We start from the raw sequence: 21589 nt of genomic DNA, 5'->3' as shown, positions 1-21589 counted from the left end.
TTACCATGGAAATTGCGATGAAATCCCATGTCGGCCGCGTCCGTCAGGTCAACGAGGACTTTTTTGCCTGTGTGGAAGACCTGAACGGACGTGTGCTGGCAGTTGTAGCAGACGGTATGGGCGGTCATCAGGCTGGCGAAATTGCCAGCCGGCTCGCCGTTGAGCGAATAGTAAAAGAACTGAGTCATCTGGAAAATGGCCTGGACGATGAGGATGCCCGGGAACAACTGATGAACGCTGTTTTGCACGCGAACAAGGAAGTCTATGAATACTCCTTGGAACACCCGGAATGCAATGGCATGGGGACGACCGTCGTCGCCGCCTTGCTGAGTTCGGAGAGCGTGATTACAGCGCATATCGGGGACAGTCGCCTGTACCATTTCAATGATGGAGCTCTTCTGATCAAAACAGAGGATCACTCCCTGGTCAACGAATTGGTGAAAAGCGGGCAGATTACCCAGGAGGAGGCTTCCGTCCATCCCCATCGCAATGTCATCATGCGCTCCTTGGGGACGGAGCCGGATGTGCGGATCGACCTGGGTCAATTTCCATGGTCGGCGGATGACATTGTATTGATTTGTTCAGATGGCTTGAGCAACAAGGTGCAAGACAAGAAAATGGAAGAATGGCTACATAAAGAGGTATCGCTACAGGACAGAGTAGACGGCCTGATCGATGAGGCTTTGGCTGCCGGTGGAGAAGATAACATCACACTGGTCGCTGTCCGCAATATGCCCGATGCTAGTCAGAAAGAGGGGTGAGAGAGATGGAAGGTTTGCGACTGGGTGGACGCTATCAGTTGGAAGCCCGTGTTGGCGGTGGCGGCATGGCAATTGTATACAAGGCCAGAGATTTGATATTGAATCGGCAGGTGGCCGTCAAAGTGTTGCGTTCCCAGTTCGGGACGGATGAAGATTTCGTCAACCGTTTTCGGCGGGAAGCACAGGCGGTTGCCAGTCTGTCTCACCCCAATGTGGTCGGCGTATACGATGTGGGACAGGAGAACGATACGCACTACATGGTGATGGAATACGTGGAAGGCTCCACGCTGAAAGAAATGATTGTCTCACGCGGTGCTTTGCCGGTAGAAGAGGCAGTACGAATTGCTGAACAGATCCTCGATGCATTGGAACACGCGCATCAAAATCAAATTATTCACCGGGACATCAAGCCGCATAATATTCTGATCGGGAAAAATGGACGCGTAAAGGTAACGGATTTTGGCATCGCCAGAGCGGTTACCTCGACGACGATCACGCATACCAATGCCATGCTGGGTTCGGTTCACTATTTCTCGCCCGAACAAGCAAGGGGCGGCATTACCGGGGAAAAGTCCGATATTTATTCACTCGGGATCGTGCTGTATGAAATGGTTACGGGAGAGCTTCCATTTTCAGGAGATTCGCCGATCTCAGTGGCGCTCAAGCATTTGCAGGAGCCGCTTCCCGAACCGCGTCAAATCAATCCGGGCATTCCACAAAGTGTGGAAAATGTCATTTTGAAAGCACTGGTCAAGGACCCGTTTTTGCGCTATGCTTCAGCCCGTGAGATGCTGGATGATCTGGAAACATGCCTGTTGCCAGAACGTTTGCATGAGAAAAAACTGATTTTTCCTGTGGATGATGAGGAGACGAGAGTCGTACCCATCATTACGCCTGAAATGTTGGAAAAGCAGGCCTCTGGTCGCGCCGGTTCAAGCCAGCGCAACCGCCATGAGCGCACGGATGACGATGATGAGCAAAAGCCACCGAAAAAATGGTGGGTTAAAGCCTTGCTATGGGTGGGCGGCATCGGTTTGTTTTTTGTACTTGCGTTTCTCGGATTCAATTTACTCTTAAATCTTTTCCCAACTGTACCAGAAGTACCCGTCCCTTATGTAGAAGGTTCGCCTGTAGAGCAGGCCACAAAAAAAATCGAAGACGCCAAGCTTGTCGCGAACGTGATCGAGGAAGCGAACGACACGTTGGAGAAGGGGATGGTCATCAGACAGGATCCGGCTCCGCCGATGAGATTGAAGGAAAAGGCAACCGTCACGATCTACGTAAGCAAGGGACAGCAGGCGGAAGACATGCCCAACCTGATTACACTGTCACGTTCGACAGCCGAAGATATGCTGAAGCGAATGGGCTTTAAACCGGAGAACATCAAGTTCGTGGAAGAAGAGGACGACCAGGCAGAAGCTGGAATCGTCATCGGTCAGGATCCATCGTTCAACGACAAAGTCTACCCGAGCAAAGATACCGTGACGGTCAAGGTAAGCAAGGGCAAATCCTTCGTCAAGATGCCGGAAGTCCGTGGAAAGACGGTAGAAGAGGCGACAATCGAGCTCTTGAAGGCTGGCCTTGAAGTAGGGGACGTCACCAAGGAGCCTTCGTACACCACTCAGGAGGCGGGCAGAGTCCTGTCTACTCATCCGTACGACCCTGGCATGCAGGTGGAAAAAGGAGTGGCGATTCCGTTGACCGTAAGCAATGGACAAATCCCGTTGGATGCCAAGTCCTACAATGTACCGGTCTACGTGGAAGTCGTTCCTGGCGAGACGGTCGACTTCAAGATCGAGGTCTCGGACGCTCGGGGCGACAAGCAGGTAGCCTACCAGGACGTCATCACGGAAAGCAACGAATTTGACGTGCCGATCGTGCTCTCGCCGCAGAAGGATGCCGTGATTCGCGTGTTTATCAAAGGGTCGAACAATCAATACATTGAATATCAAACCATTCCTATATCGTACAACAGCTTGCCGTAGATAAGTGGAGGTACTTGAATGCCAGAGGGACGGATTGTCAAAGCGCTAAGCGGTTTCTACTACGTAGCGGACGGGGACCGCGTCTACAGTTGCCGTGCGCGCGGCTTGTTCAAGAAAAAAGGAGCCAAGGTGACACCGCTCGTAGGCGACTGGGTCGTCTATGATGTCATCAGCGAGGAAGAAGGTTATGTCATGGAGGTGGGCGAAAGGACCAGCGAGCTGGTCCGCCCGCCCATTTCCAATGTTGATCAGGCCGTCTTGGTCTTTTCCATGTTCAAGCCCCAATTCAGCTCGCTGTTATTGGACAAGTTTCTTGTACATACGGAGAAGGCAGGCATCGACTCTGTGATTGTATTGTCCAAGGCTGACCACGCGTCCGAGGAGGAGATCGCGGAGATTGTCGCCAAGTACACTGCGATCGGCTACAGGGTCATTCCCACCTCAAAGGTGGATCAGCGCGGAGTCGAAGAAGTAAAGGAATTGCTGCGCGACCGCATTTCTGTATTCGCAGGGCAATCCGGTGTAGGCAAATCCTCGCTGATCAATCTCTTGTTTCCCGGCATCAGCCTGCAGACTGGAGATGTCAGTGAAAAGCTGGGGAGAGGAAAGCATACGACCCGTCACGTCGAGCTGATTCCGCTGGAAGGCGGCGGTTACGTAGCGGATACGCCGGGATTCAGCTCCCTGGAGTTCATGGATATGGATGAGCTGGATCTGGCGGAGGCGTTCCGGGATTTCGCCGTGTTGAGCTCAGACTGCAAGTTTCGTGGCTGCCTGCATGTCAGCGAGCCCTCCTGCGCGGTACGGGCTGCATTGGAGGCCGGAGAGGTAAGCATGGAGCGCTACGAGCACTACAAACAGTTTCGAGAAGAGCTGAAAGAATATCAACGGAGGAACAAACCATGGTAAAAATCGCACCATCTATCCTGTCAGCAGATTTTGCACGTCTGGGTGAAGAAATTCAGGATGTCGAACGGGGAGGAGCAGACTGGATTCATGTCGATGTCATGGACGGCCACTTTGTTCCCAACATCACGATTGGGCCCTTGATCGTAGACGCTATTCGTCCGGTCACCAAGCTGCCGCTCGATGTCCACCTGATGATCGAGGAGCCGGACCGCTACATCCCGCAATTCGCCAAAAGCGGGGCAGACTGGATCACCGTTCATCAGGAGGCGTGCCGCCATCTGCATCGGACGATTCACCTGATCAAGGAGCAGGGGGTCAAAGCAGGCGTGGTGCTCAATCCGGCAACGCCGCTCGTGACCATCGAGTCCATGCTGCCGGATCTGGACATGGTGCTGCTGATGACGGTCAACCCTGGATTTGGCGGACAGAAGTTCATTCCTTCCGTAGTCGCAAAAATTCGCGAGCTGCGCCGACTGCTCGATGAACGCGGTCTCGGACATGTGGAGATCGAGATCGACGGCGGCGTCAACAAGGAAACAGCCCGTCAGTGCATCGAGGCAGGCGCGACTGTTCTGGTAGCGGGCAACGCCGTATTCAATCAGCCGGACCGGGCGCAGGCGATCGCTGCGATTCGCGGGTAAGAGTAAAAAGGGTGTCCTGCAGTCGATAGAGACTGTTGGACACCCTTTTTGGGGAATGAAGAGTCTAAGGCTCGTTTGATGTGACATACGTCCCAGCGATTAGATCGTGGATGGAGCGCTTGTCTTCGCGCGCGGCGACCATGATGGCGCTGACGATGATTCCGATGCCAAAGGTAATGATGTAGATCAGTCGCCCGACGAGTTCCCGCAGCAGCATATTGCCGATTCCGACATTCTCTCCGTTCATTTTGACAATGCGAATGCCCATGATTTTTTTTCCGATGGTGTAGCCATTCCAGAATAACGGAAGCAAAAGGAAATATAGAAAAGTGATGACTTCGATGAGATATTCGTTTTCCTCGCCCCCGAGGATGATAGACAAGAGCAGGGATAAGGGCAATCCGAAAAGCAGCCCATCCAAAAAGGCAGCCCCAAAACGACGCCAAAAACCCACTGGGTTCATTCCCAAAAATTCTATCTGTTCTGTGTCCATGCTGCTCCCTCCCCATTCATTTGAAAAGACAAGACAAAACTCCGCCTTTTTAACTCGGGCGGAGTACGTCATGTTAACTCTATTCATTATACGCAGACTTGTAAAAAAATTACAATGCAGTAATGAGTCTTAGCAGCACTGCAATTCGTCCGGGAACCTCAGACAAGACAATATGCTCATGGGAAGCGTGGGCGCCGTCGCCGACAGGTCCCAAGCCATCGAGCACAGGGGTTCCGGTCGCAGCGGCAAAATTCCCGTCGCTTGTTCCGCCTACCCCAATCTCCTTGAGTTCGATTCCTTCCAGCTTTGCTTGGCTCCGAGCCAGACGAAACAGTTCTTCCGTCCCTTCCGTTCTCTCCATCGGCGGCTTGGTGATCCCGCCCTCTACAATCAGGCTGGCTCCGGGGAGGACAGGGCTGAGTTGCCGCATCAGCCGTTCGATGCGCTCTGACTCTTGAATCGTCTGGACGCGGACGTCAATCACAGCTTCTGCCTCATCAGGCACGACGTTGGAGGCACTTCCGCCTTTGATCGTTCCGACGGAGAGTGTCGTACCGAGAGCGTAATCCGTCCAGGACTGGATGTTCAGTACATGGTGGGCCAATTCCTCAATCGCGTTGATCCCTTTGGCGTGATCATTTCCTGCGTGCGCTGCCTGTCCGCGCACTTTCAAGATAAAGTCGCCGCCGCCCTTGCGACTGGTTTTCAAGGCTCCATTGCCCGCGGCAGGTTCAATGACCAGCACGCACTTGCTTTTTCTTGCTTCCTCCTTGATCAAATGCTCGGATGCCAGACTGCCAGTCTCCTCATCGGTGTTCCAAAAAAAGACCAGCTTGTTTTGAAGCGGCAGTCCCTTCTCGATAATGGTACGGAGGGCGAAGTAACTGAAAACAATACCTGCCTTCATATCATAGGCACCGGGCCCATACACGCGACCGTCTTCAATGCGCCATGGCTCTCGCTGCAGGGTGCCGATCTCTTTGACTGTGTCAAAATGGCCCAATATGAGAATTTGCTCGTCACCCTTGCCGTATTCGATTCGCAACGGATTGCCGTATTCGCGCTGCTGGATGACATCCACGCGGCACCCCAAAGCCGCAAACCGTTCAGCAAGCACACTTCCCAACCGATCGACAGCTTCTTTATTGTGAGTCGGGGTCTCCATCTCTACATAGGTTCGTAATTCTTCTACAATCTCTGGCATCAATTCTTGGAAATAAGAAGTCCAGTTTTCCATAATCATTCCTCCCTGGTACGCGCCTTTGTCTGGATTCTATTATGCCAGAAGCAACGAGAGTACAGTGCAGTTTTTGACAAAAACCGGACATACTATCGAAGGAAGCGGTTTCTTCGAAAATTAGGCATTGATTATTCCAATCATTTTGTTGTATAAATATAAATTGTTGATCAAAACTTTCTTCATACTAAACGGAGGTTTCATCATGAAAAACAAAAAGTCGGTTTTTTCGCTTGCCATTTCCTCGTTGCTGGCAGTAGCGATGATGACAGGCTGTGGGACAGGCACACAGCAGCCGCAAGCAGGCCAGGATGCTGCGCAGCCAAGCGGAGATAAAAAGACATTGGTTATGGCTACATCAGCAGACTATCAGCCTTATGAGTACCATGATCTGACTAGCGGCAAGGATGAGATCGTTGGCTTTGATATCGACATTGCCAAATATATTGGACAAGAACTGGGCTTCGAAGTACAGGTAAATGATATGAACTTCGATGGACTGGTTCCAGCCCTGCAATCCAAGCGCGCTGATTTCGTCATGGCGGGAATGACTCCTACACCGGAGCGCCTGCAAAATGCTGATTTCTCGGTTATCTACTACGAAGCGAGAAATACTATCGTATCGAAAAAAGACAGCAACCTGACAAAACCAGAGCAGCTGGCTGGCAAAAAAGTAGCCGTACAGCTCGGTTCCATCCAGGAAACAGCAGCAAAAGAATTGGCAGAAAAAGTAGAAGGCTTGCAAATCACTTCCCTGAACCGCATTGGCGAGATCGTGGAAGAAGTGAAAACGGGACGCGTGGATGCTGCGATCATCGAGGACCAGGTAGCAGCAGGCTTCGTGAAAAACAATGAGGGCTTGCAATATACCGTCATCGAAAGCCCTGAAACAAACGGAACTGCGATTGCCTTCCCGAAAGGCTCTCCGCTGGTCGAAGATTTCAATAACGTAATCAAGAAAATGCAAGAAAACGGTGAGATGGACAAGCTCATCAACAAATGGTTCCGAGAATCTGAATAACAGCCAACAGGCTGTTGATAAAGGTGGGGAAGGGCATGGATTGGAATTTTGATCAAATCGTGCCCTATATCCCTTTTATTTTTGAAGGGATAAAGGTCACGCTACAAGTTACATTGATTTCCGTGGTACTCGGTTTCATCTGGGGTTCTGTGCTGGCACTGATCAAAATCTCGAAGCTGGGCCCACTCAACTGGTTTGCTGTCGCCTACACCTCGGTATTTCGCGGCACGCCGCTGATCTTGCAGCTTTCATTTGTCTATTTTGCCACACCGCAGTTGACGGGCTACAGCATCTCGCAGTGGGAGGCGGCGGTGCTTACCTTTACACTGAATTCGGCTGCCTATATTTCGGAGACGATTCGCGGGGGGATTCTCGCTGTCGACAAGGGGCAGTGGGAAGCGGCCAAGGCCCTCGGGGTTCCCTATCGCAGAATGATGCTCGATATCATCCTGCCGCAGGGGGTTAAAAACATCCTTCCGGCACTGGTCAACGAGACGATCGCCCTGTTGAAGGAATCCGCACTCGTCTCTACGATTGGTCTTGCCGATATTCTGCAGAACGCCAACGTGGTTAGGGGAGTGACCTTCCGCTACTTAGAGCCTTATATCATTGCTGGGGTGCTGTACTACGTGATGGTGATGCTCCTGACTTGGGTGGCCCGGTTTGTGGAACGGAGGATGAGACGCAGTGATTAAGATCGATCAGATAACGAAATCGTTTGGACAGCTGGAGGTGCTCAAAGGCATCTCGACCGAGATTGGCAAGGGAGAAGTCGTGGCCATCATCGGCCCGTCCGGTTCAGGCAAATCGACCTTGTTGCGCTGCATCAATCTGCTCGAGGTTCCGACTAGCGGCCAGATTATCATCAATGGTCAAGCCATCACAGATCCGAAGGCAAACGTGATGCAAATCCGTCAACAGATCGGCATGGTCTTTCAGCACTTTCACCTGTTCCCGCACATGACCGTGCTGAACAACTTGACCTATGCACCAATCAAGGTAAAGGGCATGTCCAAAGACAAAGCTGAACAAAAGGCCAAGGAGCTGCTCGCCCGTGTCGGTTTGTCAGACAAGGCGGACGCCTACCCATCCCGACTTTCCGGGGGACAGAAGCAACGTGTGGCGATCGCTCGTTCCCTCGTCATGGAGCCGCAGATTATGCTGTTTGACGAGCCTACCTCTGCACTTGATCCGGAGATGGTCAAAGAGGTGCTGGACGTGATGAAGGGACTGGCTGATTCGGGAATGACAATGGCGATCGTGACGCACGAGATGCGCTTCGCGGAAGAAGTGGCGGACCGCATTCTGTTTCTCGACGGAGGGCGTCTTGTGGAAGATGCGGCGCCTGCTGATTTCTTCCAGCGTCCTCAGAGTGAGCGCGCCAAGCAGTTTTTGGAAAAAGTCCGATAAGCAAAGTCGCGTTCTGAAAGAGCGCGGCTTTTCGTTTTGACAGTACAGAACACTTGGGCTAGAATCAGAGCAGTAAGAGTAGAAATTGTTCTCATTTGTACAATGTTCTAAACCATCTATGATGAGGGAGTGAAACATGGTGGATCGGAATCGACTGCTGATATTGCTGGAAATGGCGATTATGGCAGCACTTGCATTTGTTTTTAGTGAAATTAAAGTCTTTCAAATGCCACAGGGCGGATCGGTCTCTCTGGTCATGGTTCCTATTGCGTTGATTGCTGTTCGGCGCGGCATGGTTCCGGGAGTGTTGACGGGTATGATAGTCGGCCTGCTGCAGCTATTCATGGGGGGCTATTTCGTCAACGTCGTCCAGCTTCTCTTGGATTATCCAATTGCTTTTGCTGCACTGGGCTTGGCTGGAATTGTACGTATCTCCGAATTCGAGAATAAGTCAAAACGCAATCTCGCAGTATGGGGTGCACTGCTGGCGGGTGTACTGATTCGTTTTGCCTGCCACTTCACCTCGGGGATTGTCTGGTTTGGCGAATTTGCGCCAGAGGGCATGAATGTGGCCTGGTATTCGTTCGTATACAATATTACGTATCTCTTGCCTGAGATGGTGATCTCGGGGATCGTCCTGACCATTGTATTGGCCAGTGCGCCGCAATTGCTGCAGCCAGCACGCAAGCGCCGTTTGGCCTGACGTGCAAAATTCCCGCGGGTGGACCTGCATTTTTAACATCAGCCGCGCATATTGTAATCAGGCAGCTATCCTGCTGCCTGATTTTTTGTCTTTGGTTGGAATCATCGTTTTTACATTTTCGTGCGGCAGGATACATGTTTATCCGACAGCAGAATATGATGTAATATGCACGTTTGGGAGAACACCTTAAAGGAGGTGCGTCAAGAAATGGGATTGCGCTCCTTTCGCCTGCGACAGGGGGGCGCCTTGCGACGTGTTCTCGGTGTTGCATTGGCTGTCGGAGGAGTCACCATTTTCCTGTACATGGCACCTCCGTGGGTTTGGTATAGCCTGTTATCGGTGGCGCTCATGGGGGCCGGCTTGTTTTTGTATCGTGGGAAGTAATTTCGGTGAGGAGGGGTAACATGCGGTTTTACACCATCAAGTTGCCGAAGTTCCTGGGTGGCATGATTCGCGCCGTCATAGAGGCATTCAACAAGAAAAAATGACGGCGTGGCACGGGCCTCCTCAAGGATGAAAGGTCAAAGAAATGCAAAAAAGCACCTCAAGGGTGCTTTTTTTCGCGTAGCATGAATCACTATACGCGAGTTACGAGTCCGGATTTCAGTGCTCGGGTACTTACATAAACGCGCTTCGGTTTTCCATTTACAAGAATGCGCACTTTTTGTACGTTAACACCCCAGGTGCGGCGAGTTGCGCGCATGGAGTGGGAGCGAGCGTTTCCAGCTTTAGCAGATTTACCAGTTACAAAGCAGCGACGTGCCATTACGATCCACCTCCCTTGTTGCATCTAAACGGGATTTCCTTCGATGGGAAATACAAATACTCGATAATAGTAGCATATGACAGCTGTCAATTGCAATACTTGACATGAGGATTTGTCCGCTCTTTCCGCAATGACAATCTACCAATCGACAAAAACGCTTCATTTCTCCCATATGTTAGTGTAGAATTGGGGGAAGCATAGTTAGGCGAACCGATGACGGCCAAGCCGTTGAAAAAGGAGGAGTCCTTGCATGACAGTGGAATTGAGCACCCCTCTGGGAAAAATTGACGTTACGGAAGATGTTGTCGCACGAATTGCTGGGGGCGCGGCCATGGAAGTGTTTGGCCTGGTAGGAATGGCATCCCGCAAAGCGTTAAAAGATGGAATCGCGGAGCTGTTAAAAAAGGACAACCTTAGCAAAGGTGTCGTTGTCCACAATCAAAATGGCGAAGTGAGCTTGGACATGCATATCATCGTCAGCTATGGCGTGAAGATTTCAGAAGTGGCTGGCAACGTACAGCGCCGCGTTCGATACACATTGGAGCAAACGGTTGGAATTGATGTCTCTGCCGTCAATATTTTCGTACAGGGAGTTCGTACAGACAGAGATACGTAAGGAGGAACGTAAGTGGTACATACGCGTCTGGATGGCGTGCAGTTTAGCCGGATGGTTTACTTGGGAGCGAGTTTTCTGTCCGAAAACGTCAAAGTGGTAGATGGATTGAATGTGTTCCCCGTACCGGATGGCGATACGGGGACCAATATGAATTTGACGCTCACCTCTGGCGTGGAGGAACTGTCGCGCAAAGAGTCCGCAAGCATTTCGGAAGCCGCCTCTGCCTTGGCAAAAGGCTTGCTGATGGGGGCCAGGGGGAACTCCGGGGTTATCTTGTCCCAGCTGTTCCGCGGCTTCAGCAAAACAGTCAACGGGAAAGAGGAAATCAATGCCCGTCAATTTGCGGACGCACTAAAAGCCGGTGTGGATTCTGCTTATCAAGCAGTGATGAAGCCGGTAGAAGGGACCATTTTGACAGTTGCGCGGGAAGCAGCAGACATGGCTGTCCGTACTGCCCGTACATCCGATGATGTGGTCCACGTCATGGAGAAAACATATGAACAGGCGCAAGATACTTTATTGCGCACACCGGATATGCTGCCCGTCTTGAAAGAAGTCGGGGTTGTTGATTCTGGTGGACAAGGTCTTTTATACATATATGAAGGATTTCTGCGTGCCTTGCGCGGGGAGACGGCCACTGAAGTGAAGCAAGCCTCGTCACAGCCCAAGGACCAGATGCAACTCGACAAGCTGGTGCAAGAGCACCACAACGCGCAGGTTCATCTCAAGACAGAGGATATTCATTATGGGTATTGCACAGAGTTTATGGTCTGGCTCTCCCATAGCACCGAGCCGAATAAGAAGCCGTTCTCCGAAGCCTTGTTCCGCGCTCAATTGGACAAGATGGGAGATTCATTGCTCGTCGTCTCGGACGATGATGTGGTAAAAGTACATATCCATGCCGAGCATCCGGGCAATGTGATGCAATACGCTCAGCAATTCGGCAGCTTGCACCGCATCAAGATCGAAAACATGCGGGAGCAGCACGCCAACATTTTAAAAGCAGAAGAGAGCAAAGAGCAGGATGCTGTCGACGAAAGCCAGCAATTGGGAGCGCTTCCTTATGGTCTGATTGCGGTGGCGGCTGGCAAGGGGATCGCAGACATCTTCCGCAGCATGGGTGTTCATGTCGTGGTAGAAGGCGGACAGACAATGAATCCGAGCACGGAAGATTTCGTAAATGCGATTGCTGGATGCAACGCCGAGCATATTTTCATCCTGCCTAACAATAGCAATATTATTATGGCCGCCCAACAAGCTTCGGAGCTGGCAGAGGTGCCTGTCACTGTGATCCCGAGCAAAAGCATTCCCCAAGGGATGGCGGCACTCGTGGCGTTCAATGCAGGCGCGGAGCCAAAGGTGAATGCAGAGGCCATGAGCAGGGCGATTGCCCATGTCAAGACTGGTATGGTGACTCATGCCGTGCGCGATACGCGAATGGGTGATGTGGAAATCAAGGAAGGAGACTACATTGGCATTGCAGAAAAGGAAATCGTCACGTCAGGCGCGGATCTGATGGAGAGCGCACGGACGCTGTTGCTCAGCATGATTGATGAGGAGGCAGAGATCGTCACGATCTTCCTCGGCGCTGATGCGACGCAGGATCAGGCGGCCGAGCTGGAGACGGTCGTGTCAGATGCATTTCCGGATGTGGAAGTCGAGATTCTTGAAGGTGGCCAACCCCTTTATCCCTTTATCTATTCTGTAGAGTAATCGTGTGAGGAGATGCGCGTATGTCCATTGTGATTCTTACTGACAGTGCTTCTGATATCGAAGCATCTGTACGTCAATCATTGGGGATTGTAAGTGTTCCGTTGAAGGTCATGTTCGGATCGGAGACCTATCTGGACGGGGTCACTATTTCCTCAGGTGAGTTTTTTGACAAGTTAAAGCAAAGTTCTGCACTGCCGACCACTTCGCAGCCTTCTCCGATTGAGTTTGCCGAAGCGTACAAGGGAATCGTGGAACAGCACGGAAAAGATGTGCAGATTATTGTGATCATGCTGTCTGCCGCCCTTTCCGGCACGTATCAGTCTGCGATGATCGCCAAGACGATGATGGAAGACGAAGTGGATATCACAGTGATCGACTCGCGCAAAGCCTCGTTTGTCCATGGCATGATCTGTGTCGAGGCAGCCCGTGCGGCACGGGAAGGCAAAAACAAGCAGCAAATTCTCGACATGATCGACCGCTACCTGGATGAGGTGCAGGTGTACTTTATCGTGGATACCTTGGAATTCCTGCAAAAAGGCGGCCGAATCGGACGTGCTTCTGCCGTGATTGGCTCGCTGCTCAACATCAAGCCGATTTTGATGCTGGACCCTGCGGGCTACGTCAGTGCTTTTGACAAGGTTCGCGGAACGAAAAAAGCGCTCAGCCGTGTGCTGGAAACCCTGCAGGAATACGCCCAGGGGCAGCGGGTCAAGGTGGCCGTTCTGCATAGCAGCGTTCCTGAGCAGGCTGCTGAAATGCTGGAGCGCATCAAGCAGGAGTTCTCGGTCAGCGAATCCTATATTCAAGAAATTGGTCCTGTAATTGGAACCCACACTGGACCCGGTTTGCTGGGCTTCGTGATGGTGAAAGAGTAAGCTCAGGATTTTGGCGGAGAGCCTCCCTCAGTCGAAGGGGGGCTTTTGCCTTGTTCAAGAGCCGGATGTTCAAACCTATGTAGCGCTTTCATATGCTGTGCGATACAATGAGAATGAACGTGCCACCCCTTTGATAGCAGGAGGAGAAGCGGTTGAAATACAAAAGCGTATTTGATATTATCGGCCCCGTCATGGTTGGGCCCTCTAGTTCCCATACCGCAGGTGCGGCACGGATCGGCAGAGTGGCCCGCAAGCTGTTGGGCCGTCAGCCGAAGCGGGCTGAAATCACCTTCTACGGCTCATTTGCCAAAACCTATCAGGGTCATGGCTCAGATGTAGCGACAGTGGCGGGAATTCTTGATTTTGATACTTTCGATTTGCGCTTGAAAGATTCTCTGAGCATTGCGCAAAATGAAGGAATGGAAGTGATCCTGCAGACGTCAGATGTGCGGACAGAGCATCCCAACACAGCGAGAATCCGGCTGTCCGATGAGAAGGAGACGATAGAGATCGTCGGCGTATCCATCGGTGGCGGCAAGATCGAAGTGCTGGAGATCAACGGCTTTTCCTGTCAATTGGGATTTGACAGTCCGACCCTGCTGGTCTTGCATGAGGATCGTTTCGGAATGATTGCGGCTGTAGCCAAGGTGCTGACGCGGCAGCGGATCAACGTAGGACTGATGGAGGTCTCCCGCCACGACCGCGGTTCTCGCGCATTGATGGCACTGGAGACGGATGCGGTCGTATCGGAGCAGGTCATGGAGGAGATCCGCAACATTCCCCATATATTTGATGTTTCCCTGCTTGCGCTAGGCTAACGGGCCTGACGAGGGGATAGAGGAGTGGTATCACATCATGTTTCGCAATGTAGCTGGACTGGTGGAGCTGGCAGAATCACAGGGAAAGAAAATCTCCCAGGTGATGATTGAAGCGGAGATGGAAGTATCCCAACGTAGCCGGGATGAAATCATGGAGCAGATGTACAAAAATCTGGACATTATGGAAAAAGCGGTCCAACGCGGGCTGACGGAGGATATCCGCTCACATAGCGGACTGACGGGCGGGGACGCGAAAAAGCTGCAGGAATATATGAAGACCAAGCCGTTTCTCTCTGGGCCGACGCTGTTGAATGCGGTCTCCATGTCTGTGGCGGTCAATGAAGTGAACGCGGCGATGGGAACCATCGTAGCGACACCGACCGCAGGAGCATGCGGCATCGTCCCCGGCACGTTGTTCGCGGTTTCCGAAAAATTGCAGCCGACGAGAGAAGAGATGGTGAACTATCTGTTTACCTCGGGCGCCATTGGATATTGCATCGCCAACAATGCCTTTATCTCGGGAGCTGCCGGTGGCTGTCAGGCAGAGGTAGGCTCAGCGACGGCGATGGCAGCGGCTGCGATCGTAGAGATGGCGGGAGGCACGCCGGAGCAGTCGTCGCAGGCCGTCGCGATTGCACTGAAAAACATGCTCGGTCTGGTCTGCGACCCAGTTGCTGGCCTCGTGGAAGTACCCTGTGTAAAACGAAATGCGATGGGAGCTGCGATTGCAACGGTCGCGGCAGATATGGCTTTGGCCGGGATCAAAAGTGTCGTACCGACCGATGAGGTGATCGAAGCGATGTACCGAATCGGCTGCGAGATGCCGACTGCGCTAAAAGAGACAGCGCAGGGAGGACTCGCTGCGACACAGACCGGCAAACAAATCGAAGCCAAGATCTTTGGCGTCCGGTTGGATACCCCGTGAGCGGTATGTATGAGAAGTCCGTCTCCCTTTTGCACGGGGTAGGGGATGAGCGGGCGAGGTCATTGGCAGGGATGGGCATAGAGAGCATTGGTGATCTTCTGGAGTATTTTCCCTCCCGCTATGAGGATTACCGCGTACGCGACTTGACCGAAATCAAGGACGGGGAGAGGGTTACGCTAGCCGGTACCGTCTACGGCGAACCCTCTGTTCGTTTTTACGGAAAAGGCAAATCGCGCATCAGCGTCAAGGTCGTGATGGACCGGGTCGTGGTGACGGCTGTCTGGTTCAACCAGACATTCGTAAAAAGCAGATTGTCGCCAGGCAAAGAGGTGCTTTTGACCGGAAAATGGGACAAGCACAAGCTGCAAATTACCGTAAGTGAAATGACCGAAGTCGATTCAGAGCGTGCGGTCAAGCGAGGCGAGCTGGCACCTGTCTATCCGCTGCGCGGGGATGTGACACATGCCTTGCTGCGCAAGCTGATCCAGCAGGCATTGCGCCAGTACGGCCGGGAGATTCCGGAGATTTTGCCTGCGGAACTCGTGGAGCGCTACCGGCTGATGCCGCGTGCAGACGCGTTTCATTCCATTCACTTTCCGGAAGGTGCGGAGGACGGGCGGCAGGCACGTCGCCGAATCATGTTTGAGGAGCTTTTTTTGTTTCAGCTGAAAATGCAGACGCTGCGCCGCATCAATCGGCAGCAAACAGAAGGCACAGCACTCGCGATTCCGATGGACGAGGTGCGCCAATTCGTCACCAGCCTGCCGTTCCCGCTGACGGATGCTCAGAAGCGGGTCGTCAAGGAAATCCTCGACGACATGCGCGCTCCCCACGCGATGAACCGCTTGCTGCAAGGGGATGTAGGCTCCGGGAAAACGGTGGTAGCGGCGATCGCCCTGATAGCGGCTGTGAAAGCAGGCTATCAAGGGGTGTTGATGGTGCCGACCGAGATCTTGGCTGAACAGCATCTGCAGTCGTTGACGACTCTGCTGTCTCCCTATGGAGTAGAGGTGGCGCTGCTCTCCGGTTCCTTGACCGCGAAAAGACGGCGCGAGGTGATTGGCTCTTTGCAGATGGGGCTGATTGATGTGGTAGTCGGCACGCATGCCTTGATCCAGGAGGATGTGTTTTTCTCCAACCTGGGTCTGGTCATCACGGATGAACAGCATCGCTTCGGGGTAGAGCAGCGGCGGATTCTGCGCAGCAAGGGACTTTCTCCTGACGTGTTGTTCATGACCGCGACACCGATTCCGCGGACCTTGGCGATCACGGCTTTCGGCGATATGGACGTCTCGACAATCGACCAGATGCCTGCGGGCCGCAAGCCGATCGAGACGACCTGGAAGAAGCACGACCAATTCCCGGCTGTGCTGGAGGAGATGCGCGGCGAACTGCGTCGTGGCAGACAGGCATACGTCATCTGTCCATTGATCGAAGAGTCGGAAAAGCTGGACGTGCAAAACGCCATCGACGTCCATGCCCAGCTCTCTCAGGTGTTCCCGGAATTCGGCGTAGGCTTGATGCACGGACGACTGCCGGCGAAGGAAAAGGATGCGGTCATGCAGGCGTTTTTGGCTGGCGAGTATGCGGTGCTGGTATCGACGACAGTGGTAGAGGTCGGGGTAAACGTGCCGAATGCGACCTATATGGTGGTCTACGATGCGGAGCGCTTTGGACTAGCCCAATTGCATCAGCTTAGAGGTCGGGTGGGACGCGGCTCGGAGCAATCCTATTGCGTGTTGATCGCCGACCCCAAATCGGAGATCGGCAAAGAACGGATGCGCGTCATGTGCGAGACCACAGACGGCTTTGAATTGTCGCAGCGCGATCTGGAGCTGCGCGGCCCCGGTGATTTTTTTGGCACCAAGCAGAGCGGGCTGCCGGAGTTCAAGGTGGCGGATCTCTTGAGCGACTACAAGGCACTGGAGGTGGCGAGGCAGGAGGCGGCCCATTTGGTGGCGGAGCGTTCCTTCTGGAAAGAGGATCGCTATGCCTGGCTGCGTGAGTACCTCAAGCGCGAGGGTGTATTGGACGGGATTGTTTTTGACTAGAGCGAGGCGAGGCAAGGCGCCCCTGTTTGCGGCTGGCAACGGCACAACAGGGGCGCTATTTGGTGACAAGAGACCGTTGGCTGTCTCTCTCTTTTTCAAGGAATTGTCTCCCTATTCCCTGATGCTGTATGATGGAAAGGAGAGGGGAAATTCATATTTTGATTGTGAAAATAAGGAGACAAGATTTCGTTTTACTGGAAGATTCAAAGCTCGGAGGCGCATGCTTCGAGCCTATGATCCGGGTTTATAAATCGGAACAAGCCCTTGATCATGACATTGCTCTTTTTTACAAGGGTTTAACAAAAGGACAACAAGCCGTATTCATGTTCTACGCGCATTTTAATCACGCAAATAAATCACTGACCGAGTTATATTGGTGGAGTGCCTATTTCTTTGCGCAGCCAAGCATTTGGTGCGAAATCAAAGGCGGTTTGCGGTATTTTAAAGATGAAGCCATGCTTTCCTTTTTTGAAGACATGGAAGTTGTTCTTATCAAACATAAACATCCGAGGCGTTTAGAGGGATTCCCTGTAACACGTGACGACCTCGATCGTAACCAAGAACTCCGCGAATCCATGAACACTCTCAACACCTCGTTTCACCATATCGCTCCATTCACTCTTAATCGGATCGGTGCGCACATTCGCAACAATCCAGACGAGTTTGTACAATTGGTAGATTAGATTACGGCAGCTACAGTAGGGCAGCCAACTCATACAGAAGTAAGAAGTCTTCCTCTCAAAGGAGGACTTTTTCTTTTCCAATGATTGTAACAATGAAGTTCTATGATGCGTCATTATGGGGAAGAGAAATAGCAGTCAAAAGGGGGACTATGCTTGTTCTTATCACGTTGTGTAAGAGCTGGCTTTTTTGTTTGCTTGTCCGTTGTATGGCTTACGGGATGCAGCATCGGCGATTCGACCGATTCTTCTGGAGTGGGTACGCCTGCTGTGCCCGGAAATACGCCAGCCACTCCGCCCTTGGAGGAGGGAGAGGCGAATCGACCGAAGTGGAGTACGGTGGAAATTCCGTATGCCTATGCAGCGATGCAGGAGGATGTCGTCATTCAATTGAATGAGGAGCCGCGGCTGCACTCACCCATGCGGACCATCGTGGGGACGGGACCGCAGGCTTATACGGTCTTTTTCCGTCAGCCGATGGACCGTTCCAGCGTCGAGCAGGCGATTCGCGACAACGCCCAGGCAGAAGCCAAGCGGGAGGATTTGGGATATGTCGAGCCGTTGCTGACATTTCACTGGGTTCACGATCAGCAGCTTCATGTTTTGGCTGAGCTGCCGAAGCCGAAGACATCGGAGAACGAGTGGGCTGAGTATCGTTTGCACGTAGCTGGAGCGAAAACGGCGAAAGGCAGTCCCTTGGCGGAGGAGCCGCCTGATTTTCGGGCTTTGGTGATGCTTCCGGATCAGGTGTGGCGAGTTTCACTGGACGGCAAGGAACAGGAGAAGATAACGGACTGGAATGTCAGTTACAATACGATGATGCTTGACGAGGACGCGAGATTTTTTCTGGTGAGCCGCTATACGCGGTATTGTGAATGTGACGCGCGTTATCCCAAGCTGCACTGGCTGTATGACAATCAAACGAAACAATTGATTTCCTATCCTGGCGAGCTGCTTGATCATTATCAGGGAGTGGGCGAGTTTGTTGCGGATCCTCGCGGCTTTTTCTTTGCGACACCTCCAGCAGGTGCAGAAGTGCCTCCTAGCGACACAGCTGCGACGGTAAAAGTAGACGGCTATGTCTATGGCGCCAGCTTCAGCAAGGATCGTCAGCGCCTGTTGATGGCGATCGGGACTGCCGAACAGAGAAAAGATCTGGATTTCGTCGTGTACGACCTGGAGGCAGGAAAGATCGAGCGGCGTCTGCCTGGTGTGATGCAGGGAGTGGTTGCGACTAGTGAGGTGGACGATTCACTGGTGACGGTCCGATTTGCCGATGATGGACAGCAAGTTACTTTTGCGATGCGTGAATCTGATGTGTCGTACACAGAAAACCGGTATCGTCTGGACTGGAAGACTGGTACCGTAAGCGAGTGGAATCCGCCTGTTCCAGCTGATACCTGGGCGGGTTATGCCGCAAGTGACGACGGCATGTACCAGATGTACCTGACTGCGGGTCTGTTCAAGGGCTCTGAGGCGGTATCGGACTATCTGGGTCAGGGATTCTGGCTCCCCGGCAGCCATCAGTACGTCTACGTCAAATGGGAAAGTACGAATGATAGGCAGGAGAGCTTCCTGTCGCTCCATTTATTTGACGCGGACCGCAAGCAGGATCGAGTCTTGCGCACAGGATTGCCAAGCACGTTTCATTTGCTCGGGGTAAGCCGGGATGGCAATTGGCTGTATGTATCCAGCAATCGCGATTTGGCCGCGAGCAAGTGATGGTCCGAATCCTGATTCCAAAGCAGGGCTGTTGTTTTCCGCAGCCCTGTTTTTTTAACAGATAGGTCCGGAATTGTGGTAAAGACGGGTTTTAAGCTGTTTGTATATGAGGGCTGTCACGATGTGAAGAATCCCATTTCGATCCGAAGATCAAGATGCTCCATAGAGAGGCCCGTGAAAGGTGGGGGGAGCAAGAAAAGATGGTCGAGGAAAAAGGGGAGAAAAGCGAAGGCATTTGGGATCTTGACCTAGGCGCAACGCAAAAGGCGGAACATGCATTTAGCGGCCAACCTTGAACCACTTCTTCGAAAGGGCTGCTTTTGGCCGCGGTTCCGTCTTTGGAGTGTAGCCGGCCAGGGATGCTCCCAGCGAAGATCCCAACCCGCCTGAGCGTTCTCGCCTTTTTCCTCTGCTCCACTACAGCTTGAGGACCACGAAAGCAAAAGGACGGGGGTGACCTTGATCTTCCCCCGTTTTTCTTATTCCGAACGCGCCTAGGACGAGCCAGCAAAAATTACCAAGCCCAAAAGAAGAAAAGGAGGTATAAAAGCGAACGTTTGTTTGCTATACTAAGAACAAAAGATTTTGCGAACAAACGTTCTTATATAGGAGATGGTCCAAGATGACCAAGGCGAACAAGCGGATTATTTTTCTCATCGACATGCAAAGTTTCTACGCCAGTATCGAGAAAGCAGCCAATCCAGCGCTCCGGGATCAGCCGATCGTTGTAGCAGGAGATCCTGAGCGGCGCAGCGGTGTGGTTCTGGCTGCCTGTCCAATCGCCAAAACCTATGGGGTCGTCACAGCAGAGGCGCTGTGGCAGGCCCAGCAGAAATGCCGGCGCCTCGTCGTCGTACGTCCGCGCATGGAAACGTATATTCATATTTCATTGCTGATTACGCAGATTTTCGAGTCTTTTACCGACAAGGTAGAGCCGTACTCCATCGACGAGCAGTTCCTCGATGTGACAGGGAGTGTCCATCTGTTTGGGGATGTGTATCAGATGGCGGCGCAGATCCGCCAGCGCGTCTGGCTGGAGACGGGGATCAACTGCCGGGTAGGAATCGGGGAGAACAAGGTTCTGGCCAAAATGGCTTGTGACAACTTCGCCAAGAAACAAGAGGCGGGCGTTTTTTGGTTAAAGAAAGAAGAGCTGGAAGAGACGCTGTGGAAGCTGCCGATCGAGAAGCTGTTCGGGGTGGGCTCGCGGATGAAGCGGCATTTTCACCGCATGGGCGTGTACCAGATCGGGCAATTGGCGGGATTGTCTCCCGCAGTCCTCAAGCAGCGTTGGGGAGTAAACGGCGAGGTGCTGTGGCGCACCGCACATGGTCTGGATGATTCGCCTGTCTCGCTTCGCGCCTACGATACGCAAAAAGGGATCGGTCACCACATGACGCTGCCGCGCGATTACCACACAGCAGCAGAAATCAAGGTGGTCCTGTTGGAGCTGTGCGAGGAGGTAGCTCGGCGGGCACGGAGCAAGGAACTGATGGGATCAGTCGTCTCGGTAGGGTGCCGCGGCGCTGATTTGGATGCAGCCAACGGATTTGGCCGCCAGTTGAAGCTGGAGGAGCAGACGAATGACGCGACGACGCTGTACGAGGCAGCCTGCTGCCTGTTTGACCGCCACTGGCAAGGGACGCCTGTGCGAAGTGTCGGAGTCAATCTCGGGCAGTTGGTCCCGGACAATGTGCTTCAGCTGAATCTGTTTACGGACAATCACAGACGGCGTTCGCTGGCCCATGCGATGGACGGGATTCGCTCCAAGTACGGTCCGGATGCCATCCTGCGAGCTACGTCTCTGCTTGGAGCCGGCCAGGCGAGGGAGCGCGCCCGGAAGATCGGAGGGCATTATAAATGATCGAGCCGGAGGAATCAGGAAAAGAACAGCAAGAACAAGAGATGGATCTGATCCGACGGTTTATTCTCTTCGGCATTTTGTTTCGGGTCGTGATGGTGGATATGGATTCGACGCATCAGGTCGTCCTGAAGCTGACCTACGACAGCGTTTTTCAGGAGCTTTCCCGCTGGGCAGAACGGCAGCACCATGCCATTCGCCGCCTGTTGCGCCAGCGGGGGTGCTACGTAGTCCGCTCCCAAAAGCAGGGGCCAACCTATGTGGTGCAGTATCGGCAGCGCGGCTATCTGCGAGAGGCCATCTACTCCATCGAAATCCTGCGGGCGGAATGCCAGGAATTGATCCGTCTGTGGGTATCAAGCAATCAGCAAGGCGAGAAAACAATTATTTAAAAATTTTGAA

Annotated in this window: 23 protein-coding genes; 20 read left to right on the top strand and 3 right to left on the bottom strand. The window is 52.8% G+C overall.

Going from position 1 to position 21589, the window contains the following annotated elements:
- Positions 1-5 precede the first annotated feature (5 nt).
- From T458_RS43200 to rpe, 4 genes are read left to right on the top strand one after another with little or no spacing between them, the layout of a single operon-like run.
- Complete coding sequence (locus tag T458_RS43200) at positions 6-761, top strand: Stp1/IreP family PP2C-type Ser/Thr phosphatase (RefSeq protein ID WP_023557308.1); 756 nt, start codon at positions 6-8, stop codon at positions 759-761.
- A gap of 5 nt (positions 762-766) precedes the next feature.
- Positions 767-2746, top strand: a complete 1980-nt coding sequence (gene pknB / locus T458_RS43195) for a Stk1 family PASTA domain-containing Ser/Thr kinase (protein WP_023557307.1) — start codon at positions 767-769, stop codon at positions 2744-2746.
- Positions 2747-2764: 18 nt separating this feature from the next.
- Entirely contained in the window at positions 2765-3655 is an 891-nt protein-coding gene (gene rsgA, locus T458_RS43190; protein ID WP_023557306.1) for a ribosome small subunit-dependent GTPase A, read from the top strand.
- Positions 3649-4296: a ribulose-phosphate 3-epimerase gene (rpe, locus tag T458_RS43185; RefSeq protein WP_023557305.1), complete on the top strand. Its 648-nt coding sequence runs from the start codon at positions 3649-3651 to the stop codon at positions 4294-4296. The genes rsgA and rpe overlap by 7 nt, the downstream gene beginning before the upstream one ends.
- Before the next feature lie 64 nt (positions 4297-4360).
- Here rpe and T458_RS43180 read toward each other — a convergent pair whose 3' ends face one another.
- Both T458_RS43180 and T458_RS43175 read right to left on the bottom strand, forming a co-directional pair.
- Entirely contained in the window at positions 4361-4789 is a 429-nt protein-coding gene (locus T458_RS43180; RefSeq protein ID WP_023557304.1) for an RDD family protein, read from the bottom strand.
- Positions 4790-4898: 109 nt separating this feature from the next.
- Positions 4899-6026: a M20 family metallopeptidase gene (locus tag T458_RS43175; RefSeq protein ID WP_023557303.1), complete on the bottom strand. Its 1128-nt coding sequence runs from the start codon at positions 6024-6026 to the stop codon at positions 4899-4901.
- 205 nt (positions 6027-6231) lie between these two features.
- Here T458_RS43175 and T458_RS0128945 point away from each other — a divergent pair, with 205 nt between their 5' ends.
- The 6 genes from T458_RS0128945 (at position 6232) to spoVM (ending at position 9648) form a co-directional block, all read left to right on the top strand.
- Positions 6232-7047 carry a transporter substrate-binding domain-containing protein gene (locus T458_RS0128945; RefSeq protein WP_031305873.1) on the top strand — a complete coding sequence of 272 codons (816 nt, stop codon included), beginning with the start codon at positions 6232-6234 and terminating at the stop codon, positions 7045-7047.
- Between the two features lie 35 nt (positions 7048-7082).
- Entirely contained in the window at positions 7083-7742 is a 660-nt protein-coding gene (locus T458_RS0128940) for an amino acid ABC transporter permease (protein WP_031305872.1), read from the top strand.
- Positions 7735-8457, top strand: a complete 723-nt coding sequence (locus T458_RS43170) for an amino acid ABC transporter ATP-binding protein (RefSeq protein WP_023557302.1) — start codon at positions 7735-7737, stop codon at positions 8455-8457. The genes T458_RS0128940 and T458_RS43170 overlap by 8 nt, the downstream gene beginning before the upstream one ends.
- Positions 8458-8596: 139 nt before the next feature.
- Positions 8597-9160, top strand: coding sequence for an energy-coupled thiamine transporter ThiT (gene thiT, locus T458_RS43165; RefSeq protein ID WP_031305870.1), 564 nt, complete (start codon positions 8597-8599; stop codon positions 9158-9160).
- 207 nt (positions 9161-9367) lie between these two features.
- A complete protein-coding gene (locus tag T458_RS57245; protein ID WP_023557300.1) occupies positions 9368-9544 on the top strand; it encodes a hypothetical protein in 177 nt (58 codons plus the stop codon).
- Between the two features lie 20 nt (positions 9545-9564).
- The gene (gene spoVM, locus T458_RS43155) at positions 9565-9648 is read left to right on the top strand and encodes a stage V sporulation protein SpoVM (protein ID WP_023557299.1); all 84 of its coding nucleotides are present in this window, start codon (positions 9565-9567) and stop codon (positions 9646-9648) included.
- 89 nt (positions 9649-9737) lie between these two features.
- On the opposite strand, the gene rpmB is transcribed toward spoVM, so the two are convergent.
- Positions 9738-9926, bottom strand: a complete 189-nt coding sequence (gene rpmB, locus T458_RS56535; protein ID WP_005831020.1) for a 50S ribosomal protein L28 — start codon at positions 9924-9926, stop codon at positions 9738-9740.
- A 250-nt stretch (positions 9927-10176) separates the two neighbouring features.
- Here rpmB and T458_RS43150 point away from each other — a divergent pair, with 250 nt between their 5' ends.
- The 10 genes from T458_RS43150 (at position 10177) to T458_RS43105 (ending at position 21579) form a co-directional block, all read left to right on the top strand.
- On the top strand, positions 10177-10542 hold the full coding sequence (locus T458_RS43150) for an Asp23/Gls24 family envelope stress response protein (protein WP_023557298.1): 366 nt from the start codon (positions 10177-10179) through the stop codon (positions 10540-10542).
- A 12-nt stretch (positions 10543-10554) separates the two neighbouring features.
- Complete coding sequence (locus T458_RS43145; protein WP_023557297.1) at positions 10555-12255, top strand: DAK2 domain-containing protein; 1701 nt, start codon at positions 10555-10557, stop codon at positions 12253-12255.
- A 20-nt stretch (positions 12256-12275) separates the two neighbouring features.
- Positions 12276-13130: a DegV family protein gene (locus tag T458_RS43140; protein WP_023557296.1), complete on the top strand. Its 855-nt coding sequence runs from the start codon at positions 12276-12278 to the stop codon at positions 13128-13130.
- A gap of 152 nt (positions 13131-13282) precedes the next feature.
- Entirely contained in the window at positions 13283-13948 is a 666-nt protein-coding gene (gene sdaAB / locus T458_RS43135) for an L-serine ammonia-lyase, iron-sulfur-dependent subunit beta (protein WP_023557295.1), read from the top strand.
- 37 nt (positions 13949-13985) lie between these two features.
- The gene (gene sdaAA, locus T458_RS43130; protein ID WP_023557294.1) at positions 13986-14873 is read left to right on the top strand and encodes an L-serine ammonia-lyase, iron-sulfur-dependent, subunit alpha; all 888 of its coding nucleotides are present in this window, start codon (positions 13986-13988) and stop codon (positions 14871-14873) included.
- 5 nt (positions 14874-14878) lie between these two features.
- A complete protein-coding gene (recG, locus tag T458_RS43125) occupies positions 14879-16924 on the top strand; it encodes an ATP-dependent DNA helicase RecG (protein WP_031305868.1) in 2046 nt (681 codons plus the stop codon).
- A gap of 158 nt (positions 16925-17082) precedes the next feature.
- Positions 17083-17607: a hypothetical protein gene (locus tag T458_RS43120; RefSeq protein ID WP_023557292.1), complete on the top strand. Its 525-nt coding sequence runs from the start codon at positions 17083-17085 to the stop codon at positions 17605-17607.
- Between the two features lie 153 nt (positions 17608-17760).
- A complete protein-coding gene (locus T458_RS43115) occupies positions 17761-19326 on the top strand; it encodes a hypothetical protein (RefSeq protein WP_023557291.1) in 1566 nt (521 codons plus the stop codon).
- 622 nt (positions 19327-19948) lie between these two features.
- Entirely contained in the window at positions 19949-21190 is a 1242-nt protein-coding gene (locus tag T458_RS43110) for a DNA polymerase IV (RefSeq protein ID WP_023557289.1), read from the top strand.
- Positions 21187-21579: a YhjD family protein gene (locus T458_RS43105; protein ID WP_023557288.1), complete on the top strand. Its 393-nt coding sequence runs from the start codon at positions 21187-21189 to the stop codon at positions 21577-21579. Before T458_RS43110 ends, T458_RS43105 begins: the two co-directional genes overlap by 4 nt.
- Positions 21580-21589 lie beyond the last annotated feature (10 nt).

This window comes from Brevibacillus panacihumi W25 (assembly GCF_000503775.1).
GTDB classification, from domain to species: Bacteria; Bacillota; Bacilli; order Brevibacillales; family Brevibacillaceae; genus Brevibacillus; species Brevibacillus panacihumi_A.
Note: the sequence above shows the minus strand (reverse complement) of the source record. Positions and strands in the feature narration are given on the sequence as shown.

Bases quoted from the DNA above. Each gene is read 5' to 3' on its own strand.
- T458_RS43200 (WP_023557308.1), top strand. From the start codon at position 6: ATGGAAATTGCGATGAAATCCCATGTCGGCCGCGTCCGTCAGGTCAAC.
- pknB (WP_023557307.1), top strand. From the start codon at position 767: ATGGAAGGTTTGCGACTGGGTGGACGCTATCAGTTGGAAGCCCGTGTT.
- rsgA (WP_023557306.1), top strand. From the start codon at position 2,765: ATGCCAGAGGGACGGATTGTCAAAGCGCTAAGCGGTTTCTACTACGTA.
- rpe (WP_023557305.1), top strand. From the start codon at position 3,649: ATGGTAAAAATCGCACCATCTATCCTGTCAGCAGATTTTGCACGTCTG.
- T458_RS43180 (WP_023557304.1), bottom strand. From the start codon at position 4,789: ATGGACACAGAACAGATAGAATTTTTGGGAATGAACCCAGTGGGTTTT.
- T458_RS43175 (WP_023557303.1), bottom strand. From the start codon at position 6,026: ATGGAAAACTGGACTTCTTATTTCCAAGAATTGATGCCAGAGATTGTA.
- T458_RS0128945 (WP_031305873.1), top strand. From the start codon at position 6,232: ATGAAAAACAAAAAGTCGGTTTTTTCGCTTGCCATTTCCTCGTTGCTG.
- T458_RS0128940 (WP_031305872.1), top strand. From the start codon at position 7,083: ATGGATTGGAATTTTGATCAAATCGTGCCCTATATCCCTTTTATTTTT.
- T458_RS57245 (WP_023557300.1), top strand. From the start codon at position 9,368: ATGGGATTGCGCTCCTTTCGCCTGCGACAGGGGGGCGCCTTGCGACGT.
- spoVM (WP_023557299.1), top strand. From the start codon at position 9,565: ATGCGGTTTTACACCATCAAGTTGCCGAAGTTCCTGGGTGGCATGATT.
- rpmB (WP_005831020.1), bottom strand. From the start codon at position 9,926: ATGGCACGTCGCTGCTTTGTAACTGGTAAATCTGCTAAAGCTGGAAAC.
- T458_RS43150 (WP_023557298.1), top strand. From the start codon at position 10,177: ATGACAGTGGAATTGAGCACCCCTCTGGGAAAAATTGACGTTACGGAA.
- T458_RS43140 (WP_023557296.1), top strand. From the start codon at position 12,276: ATGTCCATTGTGATTCTTACTGACAGTGCTTCTGATATCGAAGCATCT.
- sdaAA (WP_023557294.1), top strand. From the start codon at position 13,986: ATGTTTCGCAATGTAGCTGGACTGGTGGAGCTGGCAGAATCACAGGGA.
- recG (WP_031305868.1), top strand. From the start codon at position 14,879: ATGTATGAGAAGTCCGTCTCCCTTTTGCACGGGGTAGGGGATGAGCGG.
- T458_RS43110 (WP_023557289.1), top strand. From the start codon at position 19,949: ATGACCAAGGCGAACAAGCGGATTATTTTTCTCATCGACATGCAAAGT.
- T458_RS43105 (WP_023557288.1), top strand. From the start codon at position 21,187: ATGATCGAGCCGGAGGAATCAGGAAAAGAACAGCAAGAACAAGAGATG.